The sequence below is a fragment of the Enterobacter sp. K510 genome, assembly GCF_055804875.1.
Genome location: NZ_JBNRLQ010000001.1, coordinates 363695 through 388500, shown reverse-complemented (window position 1 = coordinate 388500; position 24806 = coordinate 363695). Strand labels below are relative to the sequence as shown.

At 56.3% G+C, this 24806-nt stretch carries 27 protein-coding genes and 1 tRNA gene; 13 read left to right on the top strand and 15 right to left on the bottom strand.

Annotation, left to right across the window (positions count from 1 at the left end; all coding sequences use genetic code 11):
* Window positions 1-13: 13 nt before the first annotated feature.
* Both yghB and metC read right to left on the bottom strand, forming a co-directional pair.
* Window positions 14-673, bottom strand: coding sequence for a DedA family general envelope maintenance protein YghB (yghB, locus tag ACQUTD_RS01775; RefSeq protein ID WP_473274596.1), 660 nt, complete (start codon window positions 671-673; stop codon window positions 14-16).
* Window positions 674-802: 129 nt separating this feature from the next.
* Entirely contained in the window at window positions 803-1990 is a 1188-nt protein-coding gene (gene metC, locus ACQUTD_RS01770) for a cystathionine beta-lyase (RefSeq protein WP_473274597.1), read from the bottom strand.
* 248 nt (window positions 1991-2238) lie between these two features.
* On the opposite strand from metC, the gene exbB reads away from it, so the two are divergent.
* Window positions 2239-2973, top strand: a complete 735-nt coding sequence (exbB, locus tag ACQUTD_RS01765; RefSeq protein WP_072569766.1) for a tol-pal system-associated acyl-CoA thioesterase — start codon at window positions 2239-2241, stop codon at window positions 2971-2973.
* 6 nt (window positions 2974-2979) lie between these two features.
* Window positions 2980-3405, top strand: a complete 426-nt coding sequence (gene exbD, locus ACQUTD_RS01760; protein WP_072569767.1) for a TonB system transport protein ExbD — start codon at window positions 2980-2982, stop codon at window positions 3403-3405.
* Between the two features lie 189 nt (window positions 3406-3594).
* Here exbD and ACQUTD_RS01755 read toward each other — a convergent pair whose 3' ends face one another.
* Window positions 3595-4017 carry a cytoplasmic protein gene (locus ACQUTD_RS01755; RefSeq protein ID WP_473274599.1) on the bottom strand — a complete coding sequence of 141 codons (423 nt, stop codon included), beginning with the start codon at window positions 4015-4017 and terminating at the stop codon, window positions 3595-3597.
* Between the two features lies 1 nt (window position 4018).
* Complete coding sequence (locus ACQUTD_RS01750; protein ID WP_072569769.1) at window positions 4019-4423, bottom strand: hypothetical protein; 405 nt, start codon at window positions 4421-4423, stop codon at window positions 4019-4021.
* Window positions 4424-4528: 105 nt separating this feature from the next.
* Here ACQUTD_RS01750 and ACQUTD_RS01745 point away from each other — a divergent pair, with 105 nt between their 5' ends.
* Window positions 4529-5047 carry an ESA_00282 family adhesion-associated protein gene (locus tag ACQUTD_RS01745; protein WP_473274601.1) on the top strand — a complete coding sequence of 173 codons (519 nt, stop codon included), beginning with the start codon at window positions 4529-4531 and terminating at the stop codon, window positions 5045-5047.
* A 40-nt stretch (window positions 5048-5087) separates the two neighbouring features.
* Here ACQUTD_RS01745 and ACQUTD_RS01740 read toward each other — a convergent pair whose 3' ends face one another.
* Window positions 5088-6128: an aldo/keto reductase gene (locus ACQUTD_RS01740; protein WP_318363477.1), complete on the bottom strand. Its 1041-nt coding sequence runs from the start codon at window positions 6126-6128 to the stop codon at window positions 5088-5090.
* 758 nt (window positions 6129-6886) lie between these two features.
* Between ACQUTD_RS01740 and ACQUTD_RS01735 the strand changes: the two genes are divergently transcribed.
* From ACQUTD_RS01735 to hybG, 9 genes are all read left to right on the top strand, one after another.
* A complete protein-coding gene (locus ACQUTD_RS01735; RefSeq protein ID WP_473274602.1) occupies window positions 6887-8530 on the top strand; it encodes a methyl-accepting chemotaxis protein in 1644 nt (547 codons plus the stop codon).
* A gap of 154 nt (window positions 8531-8684) precedes the next feature.
* Complete coding sequence (hybO, locus tag ACQUTD_RS01730) at window positions 8685-9800, top strand: hydrogenase 2 small subunit (protein ID WP_318375625.1); 1116 nt, start codon at window positions 8685-8687, stop codon at window positions 9798-9800.
* Between the two features lie 2 nt (window positions 9801-9802).
* The gene (hybA, locus tag ACQUTD_RS01725; RefSeq protein WP_473274603.1) at window positions 9803-10786 is read left to right on the top strand and encodes a hydrogenase 2 operon protein HybA; all 984 of its coding nucleotides are present in this window, start codon (window positions 9803-9805) and stop codon (window positions 10784-10786) included.
* Window positions 10773-11954, top strand: coding sequence for a Ni/Fe-hydrogenase cytochrome b subunit (gene hybB / locus ACQUTD_RS01720; RefSeq protein ID WP_473274692.1), 1182 nt, complete (start codon window positions 10773-10775; stop codon window positions 11952-11954). The genes hybA and hybB overlap by 14 nt, the downstream gene beginning before the upstream one ends.
* Window positions 11951-13654 carry a hydrogenase 2 large subunit gene (gene hybC, locus ACQUTD_RS01715; RefSeq protein WP_473274605.1) on the top strand — a complete coding sequence of 568 codons (1704 nt, stop codon included), beginning with the start codon at window positions 11951-11953 and terminating at the stop codon, window positions 13652-13654. Before hybB ends, hybC begins: the two co-directional genes overlap by 4 nt.
* A complete protein-coding gene (locus tag ACQUTD_RS01710; protein WP_473274608.1) occupies window positions 13654-14139 on the top strand; it encodes a HyaD/HybD family hydrogenase maturation endopeptidase in 486 nt (161 codons plus the stop codon). The genes hybC and ACQUTD_RS01710 overlap by 1 nt, the downstream gene beginning before the upstream one ends.
* On the top strand, window positions 14136-14603 hold the full coding sequence (hybE, locus tag ACQUTD_RS01705; RefSeq protein ID WP_473274610.1) for a hydrogenase-2 assembly chaperone: 468 nt from the start codon (window positions 14136-14138) through the stop codon (window positions 14601-14603). The genes ACQUTD_RS01710 and hybE overlap by 4 nt, the downstream gene beginning before the upstream one ends.
* A complete protein-coding gene (gene hypA / locus ACQUTD_RS01700; RefSeq protein ID WP_473274612.1) occupies window positions 14596-14937 on the top strand; it encodes a hydrogenase maturation nickel metallochaperone HypA in 342 nt (113 codons plus the stop codon). The genes hybE and hypA overlap by 8 nt, the downstream gene beginning before the upstream one ends.
* A 12-nt stretch (window positions 14938-14949) precedes the next feature.
* Window positions 14950-15183 (top strand): hydrogenase maturation factor HybG, encoded by a 234-nt coding sequence (hybG, locus tag ACQUTD_RS01695; protein WP_473274614.1) that lies wholly within the window; start codon window positions 14950-14952, stop codon window positions 15181-15183.
* Here hybG and fucR read toward each other — a convergent pair.
* The 8 genes from fucR to ACQUTD_RS01655 form a co-directional block, all read right to left on the bottom strand.
* Window positions 15180-15887, bottom strand: coding sequence for an L-fucose operon activator (gene fucR, locus ACQUTD_RS01690; RefSeq protein WP_473274615.1), 708 nt, complete (start codon window positions 15885-15887; stop codon window positions 15180-15182). The two genes, hybG and fucR, sit on opposite strands and share 4 nt — an antisense overlap.
* An 8-nt stretch (window positions 15888-15895) precedes the next feature.
* Entirely contained in the window at window positions 15896-16876 is a 981-nt protein-coding gene (locus ACQUTD_RS01685; protein WP_473274616.1) for a diguanylate cyclase domain-containing protein, read from the bottom strand.
* Window positions 16877-17004: 128 nt separating this feature from the next.
* A complete protein-coding gene (yghU, locus tag ACQUTD_RS01680; RefSeq protein WP_473274617.1) occupies window positions 17005-17871 on the bottom strand; it encodes a glutathione-dependent disulfide-bond oxidoreductase in 867 nt (288 codons plus the stop codon).
* 95 nt (window positions 17872-17966) lie between these two features.
* On the bottom strand, window positions 17967-18527 hold the full coding sequence (locus ACQUTD_RS01675; protein ID WP_473274618.1) for a DsbA family protein: 561 nt from the start codon (window positions 18525-18527) through the stop codon (window positions 17967-17969).
* Window positions 18528-18662: 135 nt separating this feature from the next.
* Window positions 18663-19145, bottom strand: a complete 483-nt coding sequence (locus tag ACQUTD_RS01670) for a cold-shock protein (protein ID WP_072569785.1) — start codon at window positions 19143-19145, stop codon at window positions 18663-18665.
* A gap of 81 nt (window positions 19146-19226) precedes the next feature.
* A complete protein-coding gene (locus ACQUTD_RS01665) occupies window positions 19227-19766 on the bottom strand; it encodes a DUF2058 domain-containing protein (RefSeq protein WP_072569786.1) in 540 nt (179 codons plus the stop codon).
* 150 nt (window positions 19767-19916) lie between these two features.
* Window positions 19917-19992: transfer RNA gene (locus ACQUTD_RS01660), tRNA-Phe, on the bottom strand.
* A 104-nt stretch (window positions 19993-20096) separates the two neighbouring features.
* Window positions 20097-20816: a DUF554 domain-containing protein gene (locus tag ACQUTD_RS01655; protein ID WP_072569787.1), complete on the bottom strand. Its 720-nt coding sequence runs from the start codon at window positions 20814-20816 to the stop codon at window positions 20097-20099.
* Window positions 20817-21213: 397 nt separating this feature from the next.
* Here ACQUTD_RS01655 and ACQUTD_RS01650 point away from each other — a divergent pair, with 397 nt between their 5' ends.
* A complete protein-coding gene (locus tag ACQUTD_RS01650; protein WP_318363749.1) occupies window positions 21214-23355 on the top strand; it encodes an ornithine decarboxylase in 2142 nt (713 codons plus the stop codon).
* A gap of 13 nt (window positions 23356-23368) precedes the next feature.
* Here ACQUTD_RS01650 and mltC read toward each other — a convergent pair whose 3' ends face one another.
* Both mltC and ACQUTD_RS01640 read right to left on the bottom strand, forming a co-directional pair.
* Window positions 23369-24451 carry a membrane-bound lytic murein transglycosylase MltC gene (gene mltC / locus ACQUTD_RS01645; protein WP_473274693.1) on the bottom strand — a complete coding sequence of 361 codons (1083 nt, stop codon included), beginning with the start codon at window positions 24449-24451 and terminating at the stop codon, window positions 23369-23371.
* A gap of 68 nt (window positions 24452-24519) precedes the next feature.
* Window positions 24520-24789, bottom strand: a complete 270-nt coding sequence (locus ACQUTD_RS01640) for an oxidative damage protection protein (RefSeq protein WP_072569790.1) — start codon at window positions 24787-24789, stop codon at window positions 24520-24522.
* Between the last annotated feature and the right edge of the window lie 17 nt (window positions 24790-24806).

The window sequence follows — 24806 nt, the reverse complement described above, 5'->3', positions numbered from 1 at the left end:
GAGGGGATAAAAGTCAGGCGTTGCAGTATTTCTTTTTGATCACCACGATCACTGTGCCCAGTAACCCGGCGACCAGCAGGAATACGGGCAGGATCATCAGGAAGGTCATCACCTGATCTTCATGGCGCTTCACGAAAGGGATCATGCTCAGCGCATAGCCCAGCGAGGTCACCGCGCCCACCCACAGCAGCGCGCTCAGCCAGTTAAAGAACTGGAAGCGGCGGTTGGAGAGGCCGGAGATGCCCGCCATCGTTGGCAGCAGCGTACGTACGAAGGCCAGAAAACGCCCGGCCAGCAGCGCCAGCAGGCCATGCCGCTCGAACATGCAGGTGGCCCGCTCGTGGTATTTAACCGGCAACTGCGCCAGCCAGCTTTTCACCACCCGCGTATTGCCCAGCCAGCGGCCCTGAATATAGCTCAACCAGCAGCCCAGACTGGCGGCGGTGGTGAGGATCACCAGCGCCGGTATAAAGTCCATCACGCCGCGGGCGATCAGCGCTCCGGTTAAGAGAAGCAGACTGTCGCCTGGCAGGAAAGAGGCCGGAAGTAATCCGTTTTCCAGAAACAGTGTCGCAAACATCACGAAGTAAACGACACCGACAACATGTGGATCAGCTAACGCCGCGAAATCATGATGCCAGAGCGCGGCGATAATATTTTGAATAACTACCATGGACTTTCCTGTGGAACCGCATATTGAGCGCTATTGTACGCCTGAAATGTCAAGGACACCTTGATCCCCCACGCAAGAAATGCAGACGAGTCTGCTGGTCTGGAAAGATTTCTTGTCAGGCTGCTAACTTTACACGATGCGCTCAAATCCCGCTGCTAAATCAGCACGTAAATCATCAACGTTTTCTAAACCTATATGCAGACGGATAAGTGTGCCAGTAAAGTCGACCTCGGCGCCCGGACGGATCGCCGCAATATGCTCCGGCTGGTTCGCCAGGATCAGCGATTCATAGCCGCCCCAGGAGTAGGCCATGCTGAACAGCGTGAAGTAATCGAGATAAGCCGCCAGCTCCTGATTATTCAGCCTTTTACGCAGCACAAATGAGAACAGGCCGCTGCTGCCGGTAAAATCGCGCTTCCAGAATTCATGTCCTTTACTGCCCGGCAGCGCAGGGTGATTCACGCAAGCCACCTGCGGATGCGCCGCCAGCCATTCGGCGAGTTGCAGGCTGCTTTCATGATGCTGGCGCAGACGCACGCTCAGGGTGCGCAGGCCGCGGCTGGTCATATAGGCGGTGTCAGCGTCCACCATTTGCCCCATCAGGTAGGCGTTCTCGCGCAGTTGCTCCCAGCAGCGGGCATTCGCCACCGCCGTGCCGATCATGCCGTCGGAGTGGCCAATCAGGTATTTGGTGGCCGCCTGAATGGAAATATCAATGCCGAAATCCAGCGCTTTAAACAGGATGCCCGCCGCCCAGGTGTTGTCGATCATGATGATCGCCTCCGGGGCCACGCGCCGCACCGCAGCAACAATCGCCGGCACGTCGTGCACTTCCATGGTGATCGAGCCGGGGGATTCAAGGAAAACGATGCGGGTATTGGGTTGGATGAGTCCGGCAATGTCGCCGCCGATCAGCGGGTCGAACCACCCGGTGGTAACGCCCATTTTCGCCAGGATTTTTGTGCAGAAATCCTGCGTAGGTTCGTAGGCGGTGTGGGTCACCAGAATATGATCGCCCTGTTCAACAAACGCCAGAATGGTATTCGCCACGGCAGCCGCGCCGCAGGGGAAGAGCGCGCAGCCCGCGCCGCCTTCCAGTTCGCACATCGCTTCCTGTAAGGAGAAATGCGTCAGGGTGCCGCGACGGCCATAAAACAGCTCGCCGCTGGCGCGACCTCGCGTGGCCTGCTTTTTTGCTTCCACCGTGTCGAACACCAGAGAAGAGGCGCGCTGGATAACGCTGTTCACCGCACCCTGAGTATATTTTTTGCTGCGCCCGGCATTCACCAGCGCGGTATCAATGTGCTTCGCTGCCATAATCGAAACCTGTTTTTATACGTCTGGATGTCCAGACTACCATGAATGCCCGATTCTGCATCCTGAGGGTTATTCATTCAGCACAATATTTTCTGAAAATGGCCCGATGAAAGCTTTTACTGAGTAAGCGCAATGAAAATGCACAGGAATAGGGGCATCATGTAAATACTAATGAGAACTACTATCAATTCGACGCTGTTTTGATATTATTATGCTCAGAATTTGTGATTTATGTCCGGAGATACACAGTGGGTAATAATTTGATGCAGACGGACCTCTCCGTCTGGGGTATGTATCATCATGCCGATATTGTTGTAAAAATCGTGATGATTGGCCTGATCCTGGCGTCAGTAGTCACCTGGGCAATTTTCTTCAGCAAAAGCGTTGAGCTGATCTCGCAAAAGCGCCGCCTTAAGCGCGAACAGCAACTGCTCGGCGAAGCCCGTTCGCTGGATCAGGCGAGTGAAATCGCCGCCTCCTTTAAGTCTAAAAGCCTCAGTACGCTGTTAATTAACGAAGCGCAGAACGAGCTTGAGCTCTCTGCCGGTTCGGAAGATAACGAAGGCATTAAAGAGCGTACCGGTTTCCGCCTTGAGCGCCGCGTGGCGGCTGTGGGCCGTCATATGGGCCGTGGGAATGGCTATCTGGCGACCATTGGCGCGATCTCGCCCTTTATCGGCCTGTTCGGTACCGTATGGGGCATCATGAACAGCTTTATCGGTATCGCCCAGACGCAGACCACTAACCTGGCGGTTGTCGCGCCTGGTATCGCGGAAGCGCTGTTAGCCACGGCCATTGGTCTGGTTGCCGCTATTCCGGCGGTGGTGATCTACAACATTTTCGCCCGCATGATCGGCAGCTATAAAGCCTCGCTTGGCGATGTCGCCGCGCAGGTGCTGTTACTGCAAAGCCGCGATCTTGATCTTGCCGCCAGCCCGACGGCTAAACCGGTGCACGCTGCACAGAAATTACGTTTAGGTTAATGTCCTATGGCAATGCGTCTTAATGAAAATCTGGACGATAACGGCGAAATGCATGAAATCAATGTGACGCCCTTTATCGACGTCATGCTGGTACTGCTGATTATCTTTATGGTGGCCGCGCCGCTGGCGACGGTGGACGTGAAGGTCAATCTGCCTGCCTCGTCCAGCCAGCCGCAACCGCGTCCGGAAAAACCGGTCTATCTGTCGGTAAAAGCGGATAAATCGATGTTTATCGGCAACGATCAGGTGACGGAAGAAACCATGATCAACGCGCTGAACGCCGTGACCGCGGGTAAAAAAGACACCACCGTTTTCTTCCGCGCGGATAAAACCGTGGATTATGAAACCATGATGAAGGTGATGGATACGCTGCATCAGGCGGGCTATCTGAAGATAGGTCTGGTGGGTGAAGAGGTCGCGAAAGCGCAGTAATCGCCTTATCACGCCCGGCGGCGCTGCGCTTGCCGGGCCTACTGGATCTGGTAGGCCGGGTAAGGCGAAGCCGCCACCCGGCAAATCAAAGTGTAGGCCGGGTGAGGCGAAGCCGCCCAGAGTGTAGGTCGGGTAAGCGAAGCGCCACCCGACAAATGAAGCTGACTCCGGTCAGCTTTTTTTTGCGCGTTATTCCGCAACCGGCGGCGTTTTCTCTGTCAGCGCTACGCTGGTGACGTTTGACGTCAGATAGCCGCCATCAGCCAGCTTGCGGGTAATACGCAGCGTAGCCGTCTCACGCGCCAGCAGATGCTGGTAGTTGGCTTCGAGGCGGGACATGATTTTTTCGTACAGTTCGGGGTGGCGCTTCGCCACTTCGTTTATCGCCGCGCCGTAAATCTCTTCTTTGATCTGCAACGAGTAAATTTCGCGGCGGTTCTGCCATTTTAAGCGCACCAGCGCGGCAGGAATGGAGATCAGATCCCGCGCCAGACGGGTAATATGATCATTTTTACTCTGTACCAGGGCATCGAGATTTTGCTTTAAGATAAATTCGTCGCTTTTATGATTATCTAAAGCCAAATAAACGTTATTATCTTCAACATCTTTCACGTTATTCATCCTCTAGTTTATAAAACAAAGGCGCATCTTTTTCGCGGGTAATGAGGTTAAGCCAGACATCATTACCGGCGGCATTTATCTCTTCGGTTTTTTCGGCAATTATTTGACTTAAGGTTTGGGCATCAATGTCCCCTTCGGCTTGTAAATCGTTAAGCAGACGGGTAAATGTTTCAATTTTTACTACGCGGTATAATCGATCTTTTATATGGCGGTCGCGTTCTTCCAGCAGCATATTTCTCGATTGCCTGGTATGGCTGACATTCGTTAATATATCGCTTTCGAAATCAGAGAGCGTTCTTTTTCCCTGAGTGAAATTAACGTCTTTTTCTGCTTCCCCCGATTCAGTTTCCTTCGCGGAAATGTGAAAACGAGCCGGGACAAGGTTCTCGGGCAGCATCTCTAATATCCTTTGATTTCAAACGAGTGGGGAAGGGGTCCGGGCGTGAGGTTCGTTGACAATATCATGGCAGACTTTTAAAATCAAAAAAAATGGAGCCAGCCCATGAACAGTATTTTTTATTCTGTTATTGCTTTGTTGTTACTTACTGCGGGCGTACTTTTTATGATGCGCGAGCTGAATAAAGGCGCGCCCACCGCAGACAGCAACCCACTTCCCGAGACCCCGCCGTTGTCGAAGGAGGAGGGAGAAGATCACTTTTCAATGTTAATGAATGCCATTACGCCGGTGTGGTACTGGCGTGTCAATCATGAATATATTGATTTTCTGCACGCGACAATTAAAAGAATGAACATATCGCAAATAAATAGCGTGCCGGGCTTATTTGAAGCGCAACGTCGTTGCAGCGATCTGAATTCAGCAGTGTATAAGTATTACGATAATATAAAAAAACGCTGCCTTAACGGTGAGAAAGTTCCGCACTCCGATCTGGAATTACTGAACTTAAGTCAGTGTTTTCACGAATTCAGTCTCGACGCCTATCCGGAACTGGTCACGCTGGTGTGGCCGGAGTATGCCCGCCCGGACGTGGATCCGCGGGATGTGCGCACCGCGCAAATTTGATGGCTGAACATGCCGGGGGGGTGTCCCCGGCATGGTGAGATTATTTGTCCGACGACGCCTGCCAGAGATTCAGCTCGCCATCTGCCACGTGTTTATCGATCTGCGCCAGCTCTTCCGCGCTGAAGGTCAGATTGTCCAGCGCCCGCACGTTTTCTTCGATTTGCTCCGGACGGCTTGCGCCGATCAGCACCGAGGTGACGCGCGCATCTTTCAGCAACCAGCTTAACGCCATCTGCGCCATCGATTGTCCGCGCTGTTGCGCCATCTCGTTGAGCAGGCGCAGGCTGTTCAGGTTACTGTCGGTCAGCATCTTCTCGGTTAATCCGCGCACCTTTTTCCCTTCCCGCTGCATACGCGAGCCATCAGGAATGCCGTTGAGGTATTTCCCGGTCAGCAGACCCTGCGCCAGCGGCGTAAAGGCGATACAGCCCACGCCGTTGCGCTCCAGCGTATCCAGCAGGCCGCTTTTATCCACCCAGCGGTTGAGCAGATTGTACGAGGGCTGGTGGATGAGCAGCGGGATTTTCCATTCACGCAGCAAATCGACCATCGTCTGGGTGCGTTCAGAGGAGTAGGACGAGATACCCACGTACAGCGCTTTACCGCTCTGCACCGCCTGCGCCAGCGCCGAGGCTGTCTCTTCCATCGGCGTATTTTCATCAACGCGGTGGGAATAGAAAATGTCGACATACTCCAGCCCCATGCGGCTGAGGCTCTGGTCGAGGCTGGCCAGCAGATACTTACGCGAGCCGCCGGACCCGTAGGGGCCTGGCCACATGTCATAGCCCGCTTTGGTGGAGATGATCAGCTCATCGCGATAGGCCGCAAAATCCTCTCTCAACAGACGGCCAAAATTTTCCTCGGCGCTGCCCGGCGGCGGACCATAGTTGTTGGCCAGATCGAAATGGGTGATGCCCGCATCAAAGGCGGTGCGCAGCAGGGCGCGCTGGGTATCCAGCGGCTGAACGTGACCAAAACTGTGCCACAAACCCAGCGACAGAGCAGGCAGGCGTAACCCGCTTTTCCCGCAGTAGCGATACTGCATCTGCTCGTAACGGGCAGGATTGGCTAACCAGGGCATGATGTCTCCTTTTTTGATTATAAAAATTCGAAACGCTGTTTCTATTTTAGCGTTCCCGCCGATCGCCACAAGCCGCAGCGGTCACAAATCTTTATGATTATGTAGCGTTGCTTAACTATTCATTAATGCGCCTTATGGTTTAAGCACTCAGGCGTCACGCGGCCCGGATACCAGGCTGGAAGGCAGGCGCGGTGAGCGCTTGCGGGTTTGGCTCATCAAAAAAAGCGCATCTTTATTACGGGTAACATATGCATAATATGGCGAAACACGTAATTAACTATACGTGCCATATTTAAGATTACTTAATTTAAATTAATGCACCCTTTTTAAATTACCGTCTATATTGAGATGCTGCGACTACAGATAGTAAATAGTATTATTTAAATAAGGGATTTATTCCCCCATAAACATTGTTTAAACCAACCCGAGAATCTATTAGTTTTGGGAGGATTCTTATTTTTCGCATCAATAAGAATGTTAGCAGGCTAAATAAATGGAGTGGGGATTTTCTCTTTAAGATAAGTAGCTTACAGATAGTTGCCGCTGTAACTATCTGCTGAACTTTATGTAAAAGTGTGAGCAAAAGTGAATGGCGATATTATTTAAATGCCTGGAGCCTTGTTTTTTAAAGGATTCCTGGTGGATTATTTTTTGATCAAAAAAGGTCCGCCGTGGCATACATATTACGCATATTTTGCCGATAACCATAATAAGTCCCACCTTCTGGATGGGAATGCACCTCAAGCAAGGAATTAACTATGCGTATGCTCCAAAACTTCACAATTCGCTTTGTGATGCTCGCCATTCTTGGCGTTTTCTGCCTGCTGTGGTCAGGTGTCGGATTATTCAGCGTGTTATCGCTGTCGAAAGTGGCTGAAGGTAATGATATGGATCGCCAGCTGGTCACGCAGATGACGCTGCTCAGCCAGGGCAACGATCAGTATTTCCGCGTCGTCACCCGATTGTCACGGGCAATGGAGGCAAAAGCGACGGGCGGCAGCGCCGATTTTGGTCCGGTTCAGCAGGCGCTGGACAATATGAAAACCAAACTGGATGCGCTGAAGGCGATCTCACCCGGCCCGATTGATGCGACTGTTTCCGCACAGGTGATCGGTAACTGGCAGGCGCTGCTGGATCAGGGCGTGACAGCGCAGGTTCAGTTTGCGCAGCAAGGCAATCTTGACGCTTACCGTAATCAGGCAAGCAATGTGACGCCTGCCCTTAGCCGCGCCTTTGGTGCCAGCACCGAAGCGTTCAACAAAGCGGCGAACCAGATGCTGGATGATACCCGCGTCATGGTGGATCATCAGACCAGCGTTACCCGCACGGCGATCATCGCGGCGGTGATCTTAGGCCTTCTGTTACTGCTGTTCTCCGATCGCTATCTGGTTGCCATGCTGGTTAAACCGCTGGCGAAAATTCGCCAGCACTTCAGCCTGATCGCCCGGGGCGATCTCAGCCAGCCGGTAGAGGCGATGGGCCGTAACTGTGTGGGACAGATGGTGCCGCTGTTGCAGGAAATGCAGGATAGCCTGCGTGATGCGGTCAGCGCCATTCGTTCCGGCAGCGACAATATCTGGCGCGGTGCAACGGAGATTTCCAGCGGCAATAACGATCTCTCATCCCGTACGGAAGAGCAGGCGGCAGCGCTGGAAGAGACAGCGGCCAGCATGGAACAACTGACCGCCACCGTGAAGCTGAACGCAGACAACGCACGTCAGGCCAGCGAACTGGCGGAAGTGGCGTCCACTACTGCCAGCAAAGGCGGCGCGCTGGTCAGCGAAGTGGTCACCACCATGAGCGACATTTCAGACAGCTCGAAGAAAATCGCCGAGATCACCACGGTGATCAACAGTATCGCCTTCCAGACCAATATCCTGGCGCTGAACGCTGCCGTTGAAGCGGCGCGTGCCGGTGAACAGGGCCGTGGCTTCGCGGTGGTGGCGGGTGAAGTGCGTAATCTGGCCAGCCGCAGCGCAGGGGCGGCCAAAGAGATCGAAACCCTGATTGCGGACTCGGTCAGCCGCGTCGATAAAGGCGCAAAACTGGTGAACGATACCGGCACCACCATGGAAGGCATTCTGCGTGCGGTTACTGAAGTGACCACTATTATGAAGCAGATCGCCGGCGCGTCCGCGGAGCAGAGCAAAGGCATTTCGCAGGTCGGGGTGGCGATCACCCAGATGGACAGCGTCACCCAGCAGAACGCCGCGCTGGTAGAGCAGGTATCGGCCGCCGCCGTGGCGCTGGAGCGTCAGACGGAGGAGATGCAGCGTGCGGTTCAGCAGTTCCGTTTATCGGCCGACGAGCAAAAGATTGCCGCCGCGCCTGCGGCGACATCGTTGTCACGCCGTATCCCGCCAGTAAAATCCCCCGCCTCTGACGAGTGGGTCGCGTTTTAACTTTTAGTATTCTGACAATCAGGCCACGACGGTAACGTTGTGGCTTTTTTTGTAAATAACCGTGTCACTTTTAAGGTTATTTGTCGGGCCGATCGCAGCAATTTTCCAGGGAAGGGTTTGAAATAGCGCCACCTTTGCATAAGGAAGCGCAATTATGGTTACAACAACATCCGCTATTCCGCCCGGCATCACGCGCCGGGATTTCATGACGTTATGCACCGCGCTGGCCGCCACCATGGGGCTTAGCAGCCAGGCAGCCGCCCGCATGGCCGGGGCGCTCAGCCAGCCGCAGCGCCTGCCGGTTATCTGGATCGGCGCGCAGGAATGTACCGGCTGTACCGAATCGCTGCTGCGCGCCACCCATCCCACCATTGAAAATCTGCTGCTGGAAACCCTTTCCCTCGAATATCACGAAGTGCTGAGCGCGGCCTTTGGGCATCAGGCCGAAGACAACAAACATCAGGCGCTGGAAAAATATCAGGGGCAGTACGTGCTGGTGGTGGATGGCTCGGTGCCGCTGAAGGACAACGGCATTTACTGCATGGTCGCCGGTGAGCCCATTGTCGACCATATCCGTAAAGCCGCTGAACATGCGGCGGCCATTATCGCCATTGGCTCCTGTGCCGCCTGGGGCGGCGTGGCGGCGGCAGGCGTCAATCCAACCGGCGCCGTCGGACTGCAGGCGGCGCTGCCAGGCAAAACGGTGATCAATATTCCCGGCTGCCCGCCGAATCCGCATAACTTTCTTGCCACCGTGGCGCACATCATTACCTGGGGCAAGCCGCCCGCGCTGGATGCCAAAAACCGCCCGACCTTTGCTTATGGTCGATTGATCCATGAACACTGCGAACGGCGACCGCACTTCGACGCCGGACGCTTCGCCCGCGCCTTTGGCGACGAGGGCCATCGCGCCGGCTGGTGTTTATATCATTTAGGCTGCAAAGGCCCGGAAACCTGGGGCAACTGTTCGACGCTGCAATTCTGCGATGTCGGTGGCGTGTGGCCGGTGGCGATTGGTCATCCGTGCTACGGCTGTAACGAAGAAGGCATCGGCTTTCATAAAGGCATTCACCAGCTCGCCAGCGTGGAAAATCCGACGCCGCGTGCCGACAAACCGGAGGTGGCGCAAAAAGAGGGCGGCGCGGTTTCTGCCACGGCAATGGGGTTACTCGGCGGCGTCATTGGCGTGGTGGGCGGCGTCAGCCTGATGACGGTGCGCGAACTGGGGCGTCAGCAAAAGCACGATGACGCCGATCGTCAGGGAGAGTGATCGTGGACAGACGTGATTTCCTCAAACTCTCTGCCGGGAGCGCCTTGCTGTCAGGCAGTGCGTCTCCCGCTTTCGCCGCCGCCACCAACCGCCTGCCGATCCCCGGCGCGCTGGGGATGCTGTACGACTCCACGCTGTGCATCGGCTGCCAGGCCTGCGTCACCCGCTGCCAGGATCTTAACTTTCCCGCCCGCAATCCGCAGGGGGAAGCCACCTGGTCGAACAATGACAAACTTTCCCCCTACACCAACAACATCATTCAGGTGTGGCGCAGCGGCAGCGGGCGGCACAAAGACCAGGTGAAAGATGGCTACGCCTACATCAAAAAGCAGTGTATGCACTGCGTTGATCCTAACTGCGTGTCGGTCTGCCCGGTATCGGCGCTGAAAAAAGATCCTCTTACCGGCATTGTGCATTACGACGCCAGCGTCTGTACCGGCTGCCGCTACTGCATGGTCGGCTGCCCGTTTAACGTGCCGAAATATGATTACGCTAACCCGTTCGGGGCGCTGCATAAATGTGAGCTGTGTAATCAGCCGGGGCTGGCGCGGCTTGATAACGGCGGTCCGCCCGGCTGCGTGGAGGCCTGTCCGGCGGGAGCGGTGATTTTCGGCACCCGCGACGCGCTGCTGGCGGAAGCGAAAAAGCGGCTGGCGCTGACGCCCGGCAGCCAGTACCGCTATCCGCGCCAGACGCTCAGTACGGGGGATACTTATCTGCATCCGGTGGCGCGTTATGTGCCGCATATCTATGGCGAAAGGGAGGCGGGCGGCACCCAGGTGCTGGTGCTGAGCGCCGTGCCGATGGAAAACCTCGATCTACCGCCGCTGGATGATCTCTCTACCGGCGCACGTGCCGAAAATATTCAGCATACGGTTTACAAAGGCATGCTGCTACCGCTGGCGATGCTGGCGGGCCTGACCGTGCTGGTGCGTCGTCACAGTAAAGGCGATCAGCATAAGGAGGACGATGATGACGCATCATGATCCGCAGCCGCTGGGCGGAAAACTCATCAATAAGGCGATCCTGATCTTCGCGCCGCTGGTGGTGCTGTGCCTGATCCTTATCGGCAAACGGCTGGTGTTCGGTCTCGGATCGGTTTCCGATCTTAACGGCGGCTACCCCTGGGGGATCTGGATCGCTTTCGATCTGTTAATCGGCACCGGTTTCGCCTGCGGCGGCTGGGCGCTGGCGTGGGCGGTGTACGTTTTTAACCGCGGCGAATATCACCCGCTGGTGCGCCCGGCGCTGCTGGCCAGCCTGTTCGGTTACTCCCTGGGCGGGCTGTCGATCACCATTGACGTCGGGCGTTACTGGAACCTGCCGTATTTCTATCTGCCAGGGCATTTCAACGTCAACTCGGTGCTGTTTGAAACTGCCGTCTGTATGACGATCTACATCGGCGTGATGGCGCTGGAATTCGCGCCCGCAGTGCTGGAGCGCCTCGGCTGGAAAGTGTCGCTCAGGCGCATCAACAAAGTGATGTTTTTTATTATCGCGCTGGGGGCGCTGCTGCCCACCATGCACCAGTCGTCGATGGGATCGTTAATGATCGTCGCCGGGCACAAAGTGCATCCGTTGTGGCAGAGCTATGAAATGCTGCCGCTGTTTTCCCTGCTCACCGCCTTTATCATGGGCTTCTCCATTGTGATTTTCGAAGGATCGCTGGTGCAGAGCGCGCTGCGCGGCAGGGGCGCGGATGAAAAGCCGCTGTTTATCAAACTGACCGGGCTGTTAAGCCTTCTGCTGGCGCTGTTCCTGCTGCTGCGTTTTGGCGAACTGCTCTGGCGCGACAAGTTGCACTACGCCTTTGCCGGAGACATTTACTCTGCACTGTTCTGGGTTGAAACCGCGCTGCTGGCGTTTCCGCTGCTGGTGCTACGGGTAGCTCGCTGGCGGCGCGATGGCCGGGTACTTTTTCTGGCGGCGCTCAGCCAGCTGCTCGGCTGCGCCTGCTGGCGGCTCTCTTATTCGCTGCTGGCCTTTAACCCCGGCGGCGGCTGGCGCTATTTTCCGACCTGGGAAGAGCTGCTGATCTCCATCGGCTTTGTGGCCATTGAGATCTGCGCCTACATCTTACTGGTCCGCCTGCTGCCGATCATTCCTCCGCTACAACAACCTGTTCATTGTCCTCAGGGAGCGAGTAAAGCATGAGCCAACGAATTACTATTGATCCCGTTACCCGTATTGAAGGCCATCTGCGCATTGACTGCGAGATCGCCGACGGCGTGGTGTCGAAAGCCTGGGCCTCCGGCACCATGTGGCGCGGCATGGAAACTATCGTTAAGGATCGCGATCCGCGCGATGCCTGGATGATCATGCAGCGCATCTGCGGCGTCTGCACCACCACCCATGCGCTCGCGTCGGTGCGCGCCGTCGAAAGCGCGCTCAAGATCAACGTACCGCTGAACGCGCAGTACATCCGCAATATCATTCTCGCAGCGCACACTACCCACGATCATATCGTCCATTTTTATCAGTTGTCGGCACTGGACTGGGTGGATATTACCGCGGCGCTCAATGCCGATCCGGCAAAAGCGGCGGCGCTGCTTGAAGGGATCTCCCGCTGGCCGCTCAACAGCGCGGCAGAATTTACCCGGGTGCAGAACAAAGTGAAGGAGCTGGTCGCCAGCGGACAACTGGGTATTTTCGCTAATGGCTACTGGGGACATCCGGCCATGAAGCTGCCGCCGGAGGTGAACCTGATCGCCGTCGCCCACTATTTACAGGCGCTGGAGTGCCAGCGGGATGCGAACCGTATTGTGGCGCTACTGGGCGGCAAATCGCCCCATATCCAGAATCTGGCGGTGGGCGGCGTGGCGAACCCCATCAACCCCGACGGCATTGGCGTGCTTAACCTTGAACGGCTGATGTACATCAAATCCTTTATCGACAAGCTCGGCGATTTTATCGAGCAGGTCTATAAAGTCGACACGGCGGTGATCGCCGCGTATTACCCGGAATGGCTGGCGCAGGGGCAGGGGGCGGTGAACTATCTCTGCGCGCCGGAATACCCAACCGACAGCCAGAACGGCAGCTTTTTGTTCCCCGGCGGGGCCATTACCGATGGCGATTTCGCTACCTTCCGCCCGATTAACGCCCACAGCAACCAGTGGCTGATCAACGGCATTCAGGAGAGCGCGAAACATGCCTGGTACCAGGACGACGAACCGCAGGCTCCCTGGCAGGGAACCACACATCCGGCCCACACCGGCTGGGCGGATGACGGCAAATATTCCTGGGTGAAATCGCCGACCTTTTACGGCAAAACCGTGGAAGTCGGACCGCTGGCGACGCTGCTGTGCAAGCTGGCGGCCGGGCGGCAGGAGACCCAAACGAAATTGCAGGAAATTAACGACATTTACCAGCAGCTCACCGGGCAACGCCTCGACGTGGCGCAACTGCATTCGACACTCGGGCGCATTATTGGCCGCACCGTTCACGCCTGTGAACTGCAGCTGATCCTGCAACATCAGTATCAGGCGCTGATCGCCAATATCGGCAAAGGCGATCACCTCACCTGGGTGAAGCCGGTCATCCCCGAAAGCGGCGAGTTTTACGGCGTCGGTTTTCTGGAAGCGCCGCGCGGCATGTTATCCCACTGGATAGTGATCAAGGACGGCAAAATCGCTAACTACCAGGCGGTGGTGCCGTCCACCTGGAACGCCGGACCGCGCAACTTTAACGATCAGCCGGGGCCTTATGAACAGGCGCTGGTGGGTACGCGCATTGCCGACCCGCACAAGCCGCTGGAAGTGGTGCGCACCATTCATTCTTTCGATCCGTGCATGTCCTGTGCCGTGCATCTGGTGGATACGGACGGCGGCGATCCGATATCGGTAAAGGTGCTGTGATGACCATTTTAGTGTTAGGCGTGGGCAATATTTTGCTCAGCGACGAAGCCATTGGCGTGCGCATCGCCGGGACGCTGGCGGCGCGTTACCATCTGCCAGATCACGTGGAAGTGCTTGATGGCGGCACGGCGGGCATGGAGCTGCTGGAGGCGATGGCGAATCGCCGCCATCTGATTATTGTCGACGCCATTGTCTCGCGTAAATACTCCCCCGGCACCGTTCTGACGCTGCGCGACGACGAGGTGCCGGTGCTGTTCACCAACAAAATTTCGCCCCATCAGCTGGGACTGGCGGACGTGTTATCGGCGCTGCGTTTTACCGGCGAGTTTCCGCGCAAGCTGACGCTTATCGGCGTCATTCCCGCGTCACTGGAACCGCACGTCGGCTTAACGCCGGTGGTGGCCGCCAGTCTGGAGCCTGCGCTGGCGCGGGTGATCGCTGAACTGCGTGACAGCGGCGTAGCGCTGGTGGAACGTGCGGCATGAGCGGCTTTTCCCACAATCCGGCGGCGCAGGTGCAGACGGCGTTTGCAGAGGTGGGCGAACGCACACTGCACGACCTGGCGTTTCTGCATCCGGCAATGCCGGTGTATGCCGCGCCTTTTACCCTGTTTGAAGATCAGTGGATCGGCTGTCTCATCACGCCGTGGATGCTCAGCGCGCTGGTGCTGCCCGGTTCGCATCAGCGCTGGCAGCCGCGTCCGGTGGGAGAAAAACTCGCCCTCGCGCTGCCTGCGGGAAACATCACCTTTACCGTCGGTGAGCTGGAAAGCATCGGGCACTATCTGGCCTGTTCGCTGATGTCGCCGGTGCAGCGCGGGCTGACGGCGGCGCAGGGCATAAACCTTACGAACGACTGCGCCCGTATGCTGCTCTCGCTGCCGGTAAACGCCCCGGATCTGTCGCGCCGGCGGGCGCTGTTTGGCTGGCAGGCGCGCGCCCGTGCATGAGCTGTCGCTGTGCCAGAGCGTGGTGGAAATTGTGCTGGAGCAGGCGGCGCAGGCCGGTGCCCGGCGCGTAACAGGCGTCTGGCTGGAGATTGGCGCGCTGGCTTGCGTGGAAGAAAACGCGCTGCGCTTTAGCTTTGCCAGCGTCTGCGCGCAGACGGCGGCGCAGGGCTGCGCGTTACATCTCATCCATCGCCCGGCGCAGGCGTGGTGCTGGACGTGCAGCGCCCGCGTGGAAGTGCAGCGTCATGACGCGCGCTGTCCGTGTTGTCATAGCGCGTGCCTAAGCGTGGAAGGCGGCGAGGCGCTGCGGGTGAAAAGTATCGAAATCGAATAAAAGGAATAACCGATGTGTATAGGCGTGCCAGGGCAGATCGTCGCCGTTGGGGAAGATCTTCACCAGCTGGCGACGGTAAACATCTGCGGCGTACAACGACAGATTATCATCGCGCTGGTATGCGATGACGATCCCGCCGCGCTGTTAGGGGCGTGGGTGCTGGTGCACGTCGGTTTTGCGATGAGCATCATTGATGAACAGCAGGCGAGAGAAACGCTGGCGGCGTTAGAGCTGCTGGACAGTTAACGGCGGGCGTCGGTGATCATCTGCGTCACCGCGCTCAGGTTGCCAATTTTTACATCGCTTGCGCGCTGAAATTTGCTTTTATCAATCAGCAATAACGACTGCTGCGCCCGGCTTAGCAGCTGCGTTTTGAATCCGGCATTATGTACCGTCGGATCCCACATATCGCCGTGGGTATCAACACCCTCGCAGGAAAAGATAAACAGGTCGATCTCAAGCGCTTTCAGTAAGGGGGCCAGCGTTGGATTCATATAGCAGCGGTATTTACGATCCAGTTCGCCGCCGGTGCAAATCAGCCTGACGTGCTGGCGGCGCGCCATCTCCTGACAAACGGGCTGGCTGTTGGTGAATACGATCAGCGGCACGTCCGGCAACTGTCGTGCCAGATGAAAACAGGTGGAGCTGGCATCCAGCGCCAGGCACATCCCCTCTTCGATCCACGCCAGCGCATGGCGGGCAATATCGGCTTTATCCGCATAATGGCTTTTCAGCCGGGCGACGAAGGGCTCGCCGCCATCGTGATTTTGCGTGTGGATCAGCCGCGCGCGCCCGTGATGACGCACGATTTTCCCCTGCGCCTGTAACGCCGTGAGATCCCGGCGCAGCGTCTCTTTGCTGATGCCGAGCTGTGCCGCCAGGCTGGCGGTGGTCAGGGTGTCGTGGCGGGCGAGGATCGCCAGAAGGGTTTGTTGTCGTGCAGATTTCATGCCCGGCCTCAGGCTGTCAGCCGCGGGGAGATGGAGATCAGCGTTGCACCCATCGCCACGCCGTTTTTGCCGCTGTGCTTGATGTGATACATCGCCTCGTCCGCGCGGGTTAAGGCTTCCACAAAGCTGTCCTGCGGCTGCACTTCATCAATGCCGATGGATGCGCCCACCGATCCGACACCGTTATCCAGATCAAAGGGCGTCAGCACGGCATGCAGCAGATCCTGCGCCGCGCGGTAGATCGTCGCATCCGCCAGCGCAAAGGGCAGCAACAGCACGAACTCATCGCCGCCGAGCCGCCCGATAGTGGTGCCCGGCGGGCAGGTGTCGCGCAGACGCTGGCTGAGCTGGATCAGCAGTACATCGCCGCTACGGTGCCCGAGGGTATCGTTAACATGCTTAAAATTATCCAGATCGATAAAAGCCACGCACAGCGGCCCGGCCTGTTTACGCTCGTCGAACTGTTTGATCAGCGCGTGGCGGTTGGCAAGTCCGGTGAGCGGATCGTGATTGGCCAGCAGCGCCAGTTGCTCTTCGTACTGCTTCTCTTTGGTCATGTCGATGTGCGTGCCGGTGACCTTCAGCGGATTGCCGCTGCCATCCCGCTCGCTGACGCGCCCGCGATCCAGCACCCAGGTGATGGTGCCGTTTTTATGCTGCATGCGGTGCAGGGCTTCGTAGTAAGGGGCTTTGCCCTCAAGATGATCGTAAAAGGCCTTCAGTACCCAGGGACGATCCTCCGGATGCAGATGATCTTTCCATACCTCAAACTGCGCGCTGAGCTCTTTCGGCTGATAGCCGAGCATCGATCCCCAGCGGCGGTTAAAAATGATCAGTTTTCCGCTGGGCACATCCAGCTGCCACAGGCACAGGCCGGTGCCGTCGAGCGTAGCGCTGAGTTTACTGCGGGCGTCACGCGCCAGCCTCACCAGACGGGCATTATGCTTTTTCAGATTCTGGATCTGCTGTGTCAGAGCGCGTTCAGACATAGGTGTCCGCAATGAATGAAAAAAATCATTCTTACCAGTTATTATTTTGTTGTAAATACGCGGCGGGAAAAAGAAACCGGCGGGCGGCAGAGAAAAGAAAAACCGGGCGTAGTTCGCCCGGTTAAAGATTAGCTGTTGCGCTTGTCTTCGGTGTTGGTGTCGAAGTCGCTGGCGTCGTGACGCTCGTGCAACTGTTCGTTCAGCGGCCCGTTGGTGCGGTTGACGATACGGCCACGCTTCACGGCCGGACGCTCCGCCACCTCTTTCGCCCAGCGCAGTACATTTTTGTAACTGCCGGCATCAAGGAATTCGGCGGCGTCATAGATGGTGCCGAGCACCACGTTGCCGTACCACGGCCAGATCGCCATATCCGCGATGGTGTATTCGTCACCGGCCACAAATTTATGCTTCGCCAACTGCTGATCCAGCACGTCGAGCTGACGCTTGGCTTCCATGGTAAAGCGGTTGATGGCGTACTCGATTTTCACCGGCGCATAGTGATAAAAATGGCCGAAGCCGCCGCCGAGGAACGGGGCCGCGCCCTGTAGCCAGAACAGCCAGTTCAGCGCTTCGGTACGCCCGGCCGGATCCTTCGGCAGGAAGTGTCCGTATTTTTCCGCCAGATAAAGCAGGATAGATCCGGATTCGAACACGCGGGTCGGCGGGGTAGTGGAGTGATCGCTCAGCGCCGGGATTTTCGAGTTCGGGTTCACCACAACAAAGCCGCTGGAGAACTGATCGCCCTCGCCAATGCGGATAAGCCAGGCATCGTATTCCGCGGCGGTCACGCCTTTTTCCAGCAGTTCTTCCAGCAGAATAGTTACCTTCTGGCCGTTCGGCGTACCGAGGGAGTAGAGCTGAAGCGGGTGCTTGCCGACTGGCAGGGTTTTCTCATGCGTGGCGCCGGATACCGGGCGATTGATGCTGGCAAAGGCGCCGCCTGCGGATTTATCCCACGTCCAGGTTTTCGGTGGCTGATACTGATTGTCTGACATGTTAACCTGCCTTTTCATTGATGTGTTGAAGCAGTGTAGCAGGCGCTACGCGCAGAAACGGACGGTTAGTGCGCTTAACGCCAGGTCATTGTTATTCAGGCAAAAATGCGTTCAGCCCAGACGCTGACGTCATCTCCGCTGCCCAGATCCGGCTGCACCAGACCGTTGACCATAAAGGTTGGGGAGACGTGAATGCCGTTCTGACGTGCATATTTGCAGTGCCATTTAATGACGGTTTGCAGATCCGCCCGGCCAAAGGGTACCGAGGCATCCACCCCGCTATAAGCTTTAAGGCGCGCCAGAATATCGTTTGGCGTGGCGTCCATATTCGGACCGCTGCAATGATCGGTAAATTCAAACTCTTCACGATGATCGGCCACTGCCTGCATGACTTTATGCGCCGCGTCGCGCCCGTCCGGCAGCGTCGAGGCCGCAAGGATATAGCGCACGATCACGCCGGAATACAGATGCCACGGCTGGGATTGCAGACGGATTTTAATGGTGACGTTATCTTCGCCGACATGCTGTAACAGCGCGTCCAGCTTGTTAAAGGCTTTGACGGAGAACGGACAGGTAGGCTCAAGAAAAACTTCAAAGGTGCGTGGCCCGTGGCCCCACTCCAGCGGTTGCGCGTTAAGGGCAGCTTGCTGACTCATGTTAACTCCTGATGTTGTGTGTTTTTATTCACTATATCAAAAGCGTGATGAATGTTTTTAGCATGGCGGGCAGAGAAAGGAAAAGGCACGCTGGCGTGCCTTTTTAATCTTTATGGGCAGGTCCTTGACGTAACATCAAACCTTAAGCATTTTCACCGTCGCATCCACGTCGATCTCATCTTCCGTAAAGATTAACGTCTCTCCCTGGAAGGTGGTGATCGCCAGTTTTTTCAGCGTCCGCATTTGTCCCGGCTTGATATCGGTTTTTGGGCGAATGTTGCCCATCAGCAGCCCTACGGACAGCACGGTATTTTCTTTATCGATGCGTGCTTCGACGGGGACTTCTTCGCTGAAAACCACGTAAGATTTGATGGCCGTAAGCTTAATGCGCTCACCGGCGATAAAGATGTATTTGCTTTCCGGCAGCACTTTCACTGCGTAGGCGGACAGGCCTTTATTATTGGTGGTGGGTTCAAAGGTCACCGCCGCATCTTTCTTGATGAGTTCAGGGTTGGCGACCTTAATCACATGAAAATAACGGTTATCCCCGTTTTCATCTTTGAGAAATCCAAAACCTTTGTCTTTGAACCAGGTTGTGATTGTTCCGTTCATCGCCATTACCGCCTGTTTAATCGTTTATCTGCTCAGTTCTTGCCGCGCGCAGTGTAATGCACAACGCCTGCGCGTACTACGTTTTGCTTACCACATCAAATCATCAGGTACTTTGAAATCTGCATACGGATCGTCTTCATCCTGCGCTTCCTGACTCAACGCACTGTTGAGGACAATACTTTCTGCATCCCGCTGCGCAATTTTATCGGCAACGCTTGCCGGAATAATGGCGTATTCACTCTCGCCGCTGCTGTCTTTCATCAGACGCGCAATAGCAAGACGTCCGCTAATCAACTGCGCCTGGGTCACCTTATCGACGGCGATTTTTTTAATAAAGTTATTGTCGGTAAAGTTGAAATCAATATTGCCTCTGGCAATGTTGATGCGGTTCATCTCAATCAGCTGCTTCACCTGCGCTTTGTACTCTTTGGACAACGCCGCTTGTTTTTGCTGTTCGCTCAGCAGCTTGTCGCGCTCCAGCTGCGCTTTTTTATTCTCTTCCACCGCAGCACGGGCTTCACGCGTCTGCACGCGGGATTTCTTCGCCGTGCGCTGCACTTTGGCCATTTTTTTGCTGGTCACCAGGCCCGCTTTCAGCATCTGCTCTTGTAAGGTAAGTTTGGTCATCGTCGTTTCTGAACTCATTGGATAATTTTTGTCATTATACCCGCAATTGCTGAGGCTGTGACAGGTACCGATGGAGGCGGGGGAGTGGGAGCGCAGCGGGCAGAACGTCCAAAAGCAAAAACCCGCCTTGTGGGCGGGTTCTTTAAATAGTGGTGCCCGGACTCGGAATCGAACCAAGGACACGGGGATTTTCAATCCCCTGCTCTACCGACTGAGCTATCCGGGCAACGGGGCGCATTAAACCTGATCCGCCTCGTGTCGTCAACGAAATTTATTTAAATCGTTGCAGACTGCACAATCTATCAGCAATCTGGCGTCACTGCACGCGGTTCAGGCGAAAAAAGCGCTCCAGGCGGCGGAGATCGGCATGGCGATAATCAACGCGGGCAGCATGTTAGCGACGGCAAACATCTTGATGCCGCAGATACGCAGGCCGGTGGCCAGCAGCAGAATACCGCCGACGGCAGTGAAATCGCCCATCATCGCCGGTGTGGTGAGCGGCAGAATAAAGGTCGCGCAGGTGGCGAGGGTAAGCTGAATAATCAGCATCGGCACCGAAATGGCCGCCACGGCAATGCCCAGCGAGGTGGCAAAAATCACCGCGGTAAAGAAGTCGAGAAAGGCTTTGGCGATCAAAATACTCGGATCGCCGGTCATGCCTTCGCGCATCGCGCCAAAAATCCCGGTGCCGCTGGCGCAGAACAGAATAATGATGGCGACCAGACTTTCGATAAAAGCGTCATGACCTTCCGGCACGCCGGTTGATTTTTTGCCGCGCTGCACCAGTTTACGCAGGCGGTTCACCCCGCCGCTGATGCCGCGCTCAACGTAGCAGATCTCGCCAATCAGCGTGCCCACCAGGGTTGCCAGCACCATCACCGGCAGGTTGACGCATTTCATTACCAGCAGAATGCCGATACCCAGCGAGCACAGGCCGAAAATAGCGGGCATCGAACCACGCACGCGTTCGGGTAAACGGTGGCTTAACACCGCGCCGAGGGTGCCGCCGATCAGCACGGCAGCGGCATTGATAAAGGGGCCAGTTAACACGCTGTTACTCCTGAACAATTTGTTTGCACTATTGCATAGTATGCCGCAAAAACTCAGGTTCCAGGCATTTTTTGCGTGTTGCACCTGCCGGTCAAAAGTGACATTATTGCGCGAAATTTCCTCTCTTAATCACGGGGCCGCCTGGATGACACCACATTCTGCTCGCCAGACCTGTCGCATACTTATGCGATCGCGTACCCGTTCTGCCATGATCCATACTCTTCTCACCATGCGGTGAGGGCAACGCAGGCTCATCCGAGGGCAACCGTAAAGGCAGACGCGATCTGTTTTTACTGATGTCTGGCGATTGGAGCTGGCTCCAGTCAGATACCTTCATTGGGTGAGATCGCCATCTCGCCCGGGGCTTTTTACTCCCCTGAAACGGGTAAACGTGCTTATGAAAACCATGAAAATTGCCGCCAGCCGCGAGCTGGTTTCCCTGCTTTCCACCCATCGCGAGGTGGTCAGCCTGGACAACACGGATTTTACCGACGTGGCGGCAGTCGTCATTACGGTGGCTGACAGTTACAGCGGTATTCTCGCGCTCTTAAAACGTACGGGCTTTAAGCTGCCGGTATTCCTGTTCAGCGACACGCCTGCCGATGCGCCAGCGGGCGTCGAGGCGGTGATCGGCGGTAAAGCGCAGGAGATGCTGGAGCTGGAGTCTGCGGCCTGCCGTTACGAAGAAAACCTGCTGCCGCCGTTTTTCGATACCCTGACGCAGTATGTGGCGATGAACAACAGCACCTTTGCCTGTCCGGGACATCAGCACGGCGCGTTCTTCAAAAAACACCCTGCCGGACGTCAGTTTTTTGACTTCTTCGGCGAGAACGTTTTTCGCGCCGACATGTGCAATGCCGACGTTAAGCTCGGCGATCTGCTGATCCATGAAGGCTCCGCCAAACACGCGCAGAAATTTGCCGCCAAAGTGTTCCATGCGGATAAAACCTATTTTGTGCTGAACGGCACGTCGGCGGCGAACAAAGTCGTCACCAATGCGCTGCTGACGCGCGGCGATCTGGTGCTTTTTGACCGCAACAACCATAAATCCAACCACCATGGCGCGCTGATCCAGGCGGGGGCGACCCCGGTCTATCTGGAAGCGGCGCGCAATCCGTTTGGCTTTATCGGCGGTATCGACGAGCACTGTTTCGACGAACGTTACCTGCGCGAGCAGATCCGCGCCGTCGCGCCGCAGAAAGCGGACGATGCGCGCCCGTTCCGCCTGGCGGTGATCCAGCTTGGCACCTACGACGGCACCATCTACAATGCCCGTCAGGTGATCGACAAGATCGGATCGCTGTGCGATTACATCCTTTTTGACTCGGCGTGGGTGGGCTACGAGCAGTTTATTCCGATGATGGCCGACTGCTCGCCGCTTCTGCTCGATCTGAATGAAAACGATCCGGGGATCTTCGTCACCCAGTCGGTGCACAAGCAGCAGGCAGGCTTCTCCCAGACCTCGCAGATCCATAAAAAAGATAACCATATTCGCGGTCAGGCGCGCTTCTGCCCGCATAAACGACTGAACAACGCCTTTATGCTGCACGCCTCCACCAGCCCGTTTTATCCGCTGTTCGCCGCGCTGGACGTGAATGCCAAGATCCACGAAGGCGAAAGCGGCCGCCGCCTGTGGGCGGAGTGCGTCGAACTGGGCATCGAAGCGCGCAAGGCGATCATCGCCAACTGTAAGATGATCAAACCTTTTGTGCCGCCGGAAGTGGCGGGGCGACCGTGGCAGGATCACCCGACACACGCTATCGCCAGCGAACGCCGTTTCTTCAGCTTTGAGCCGGGGGCGAGCTGGCACGGTTTTGAAGGCTATGCCCGCGAGCAATATTTTGTCGATCCCTGCAAGCTGCTGCTCACCACGCCGGGGATTGATGCGCAGACCGGCGACTACACCGATTTTGGTATTCCGGCGACCATTCTGGCGCACTATCTGCGCGAGAACGGCATCGTGCCGGAGAAGTGCGATCTGAACTCGATCCTCTTCCTGCTGACCCCTGCCGAGAGCGCGGAGAAAATGGCGCAGCTGGTGGCGATGCTCGGTCAGTTCGAGCAGCACATTGAAGACGATACGCCGCTGGCGGACGTGCTGCCGACCATCTTCAACAAATATCCGGTGCGCTACCGCGATTACACCCTGCGCGAGCTGTGTCAGGAGATGCACGATTTGTACGTCAGCTTTGACGTTAAAGATCTGCAAAAAGCGATGTTTCGCGCCGACAGCTTCCCGCCGGTGGCGATGAACCCACAGGATGCGAACAGCGAGTTCATTCGCGGCAATGTGGAGCTGGTGCGCATCAGCGAAGCCGAAGGGCGCATCGCGGCGGAAGGCGCGCTGCCGTATCCGCCGGGCGTCTTATGCGTGGTGCCGGGGGAAGTGTGGGGCGGTGCGGTACAGCGCTATTTCCTCGCGCTGGAAGAGGGCGTGAACCTGCTGCCGGGCTTCTCACCGGAGCTACAGGGCGTGTATAGCGAAACAGACGCCGATGGTATCAAGCGTCTGTTTGGCTACGTGTTAACGGAGAAATAAAACCGGGATGCCCTTACCTGCGACGATAGCTTTTCTGCGCCGTATCCACTTTATAGAGATAGCGGCGCGATTCAGCGGACGGATGCCGCGTGGTGAGTGCTTCGTACACATCCCCGGGCGTCATGCGGTTAATAATATTCGCCGCCTGCACCTTATCGCTGGAGAACACCCGCAGCACGCTGCCCGCGCCGCCGTTATAGGCGGTGATCACCGCATAACGCCGTGAGGTCGGGTTGGTAATGCCGGACAGATAAACATTGTTCAGCATCGCCAGATAAGCCGTGCCGGTATCAATATTGCTCGCCGGATCGAACAGGAAGTTGCGGTCCGGCATCCCGGAGCGACCCTGGGCGCGGAACACATCTTTCCCGGCACTGTGCTGGACAACCTGCATCAGCCCCAGCGCATCGGAGCGGCTGACGGCGTACGGGTTAAAGGAGGATTCGGTCTGCATAATCGCCAGGATCAGCGATTCATCGACGCCATACTTGCGTGACGCCTGACGCACCATGCCGGTGTACTTATGGGCGCGTTTATCCAGGTGGTTCGCCACCAGATTAATGGTCACGCTGTAGATCACTTTCAGCCCTTTCTGCCGGCTTTTCATGCGCGTTTGCAGCAGATAATCCGCGTAACGTGCCGCGCGCCACTGCCAGCGGATGGCCTCGCCATTGTTATCCACTACCTGTCCGTAGAGGAACGGCTGTTTGGAAATAGGAATGTCATCGACATCGGAATAGAGGTCGATAGAGCCGGGATCGTCACCCATCAACAGCGTCTTGATGATCGCCTTGCGCAGGTGCGCCGCAGGATCTGTCCCGGCGATGGTTTCGATGGTGATCGAGCCGTCATCGAAGTTGATGTGGCTGCGGGTCTGGTACTGATCGGTGTACTTAACGTAGTCCTTGGGGCCGGCAATCAGGACTTCGTTAAATCCCCAGATATTTTCGATGTTATGGGCGAACTGCCCCATCAGAATGTCAAAACCGTTGGTGTCCTTTACCCAGGCTTCGTTATAGCTATCGCCCTTATTATTGGAACTGGAACACGAGATGAGTAACGGCGCGATCAGGGCAAACGCTAAATATTTTTTCATCATTCCGCAGGTGCGTGTTGTGTTGGTGTTATAAGTGAAAAAGCCGGGTTACCCCGGCAATGTTATTCTTATTCCTGCGGCTTATAGCCTTCGATGTGCACGTCTTTACCTTCGAACAGGAAGTTGATCATCTCCTGCTCCAGAAGTTTACGGTGCTCCAGGTTCATCATATTGAGTTTCTTTTCGTTGATGAGCATGGTCTGCTTCTGCTGCCACTGCGCCCAGGCTTCTTTGGAAATCTCGTTATAGATGCGCTTACCGACGTCGCCCGGATAAAGCTGGAAATCCTGACCTTCCGCTTCACGGCCCAGGAAGGTACAAAAAATGGTTCTGCTCATAAAAATTCCTCTTTCAT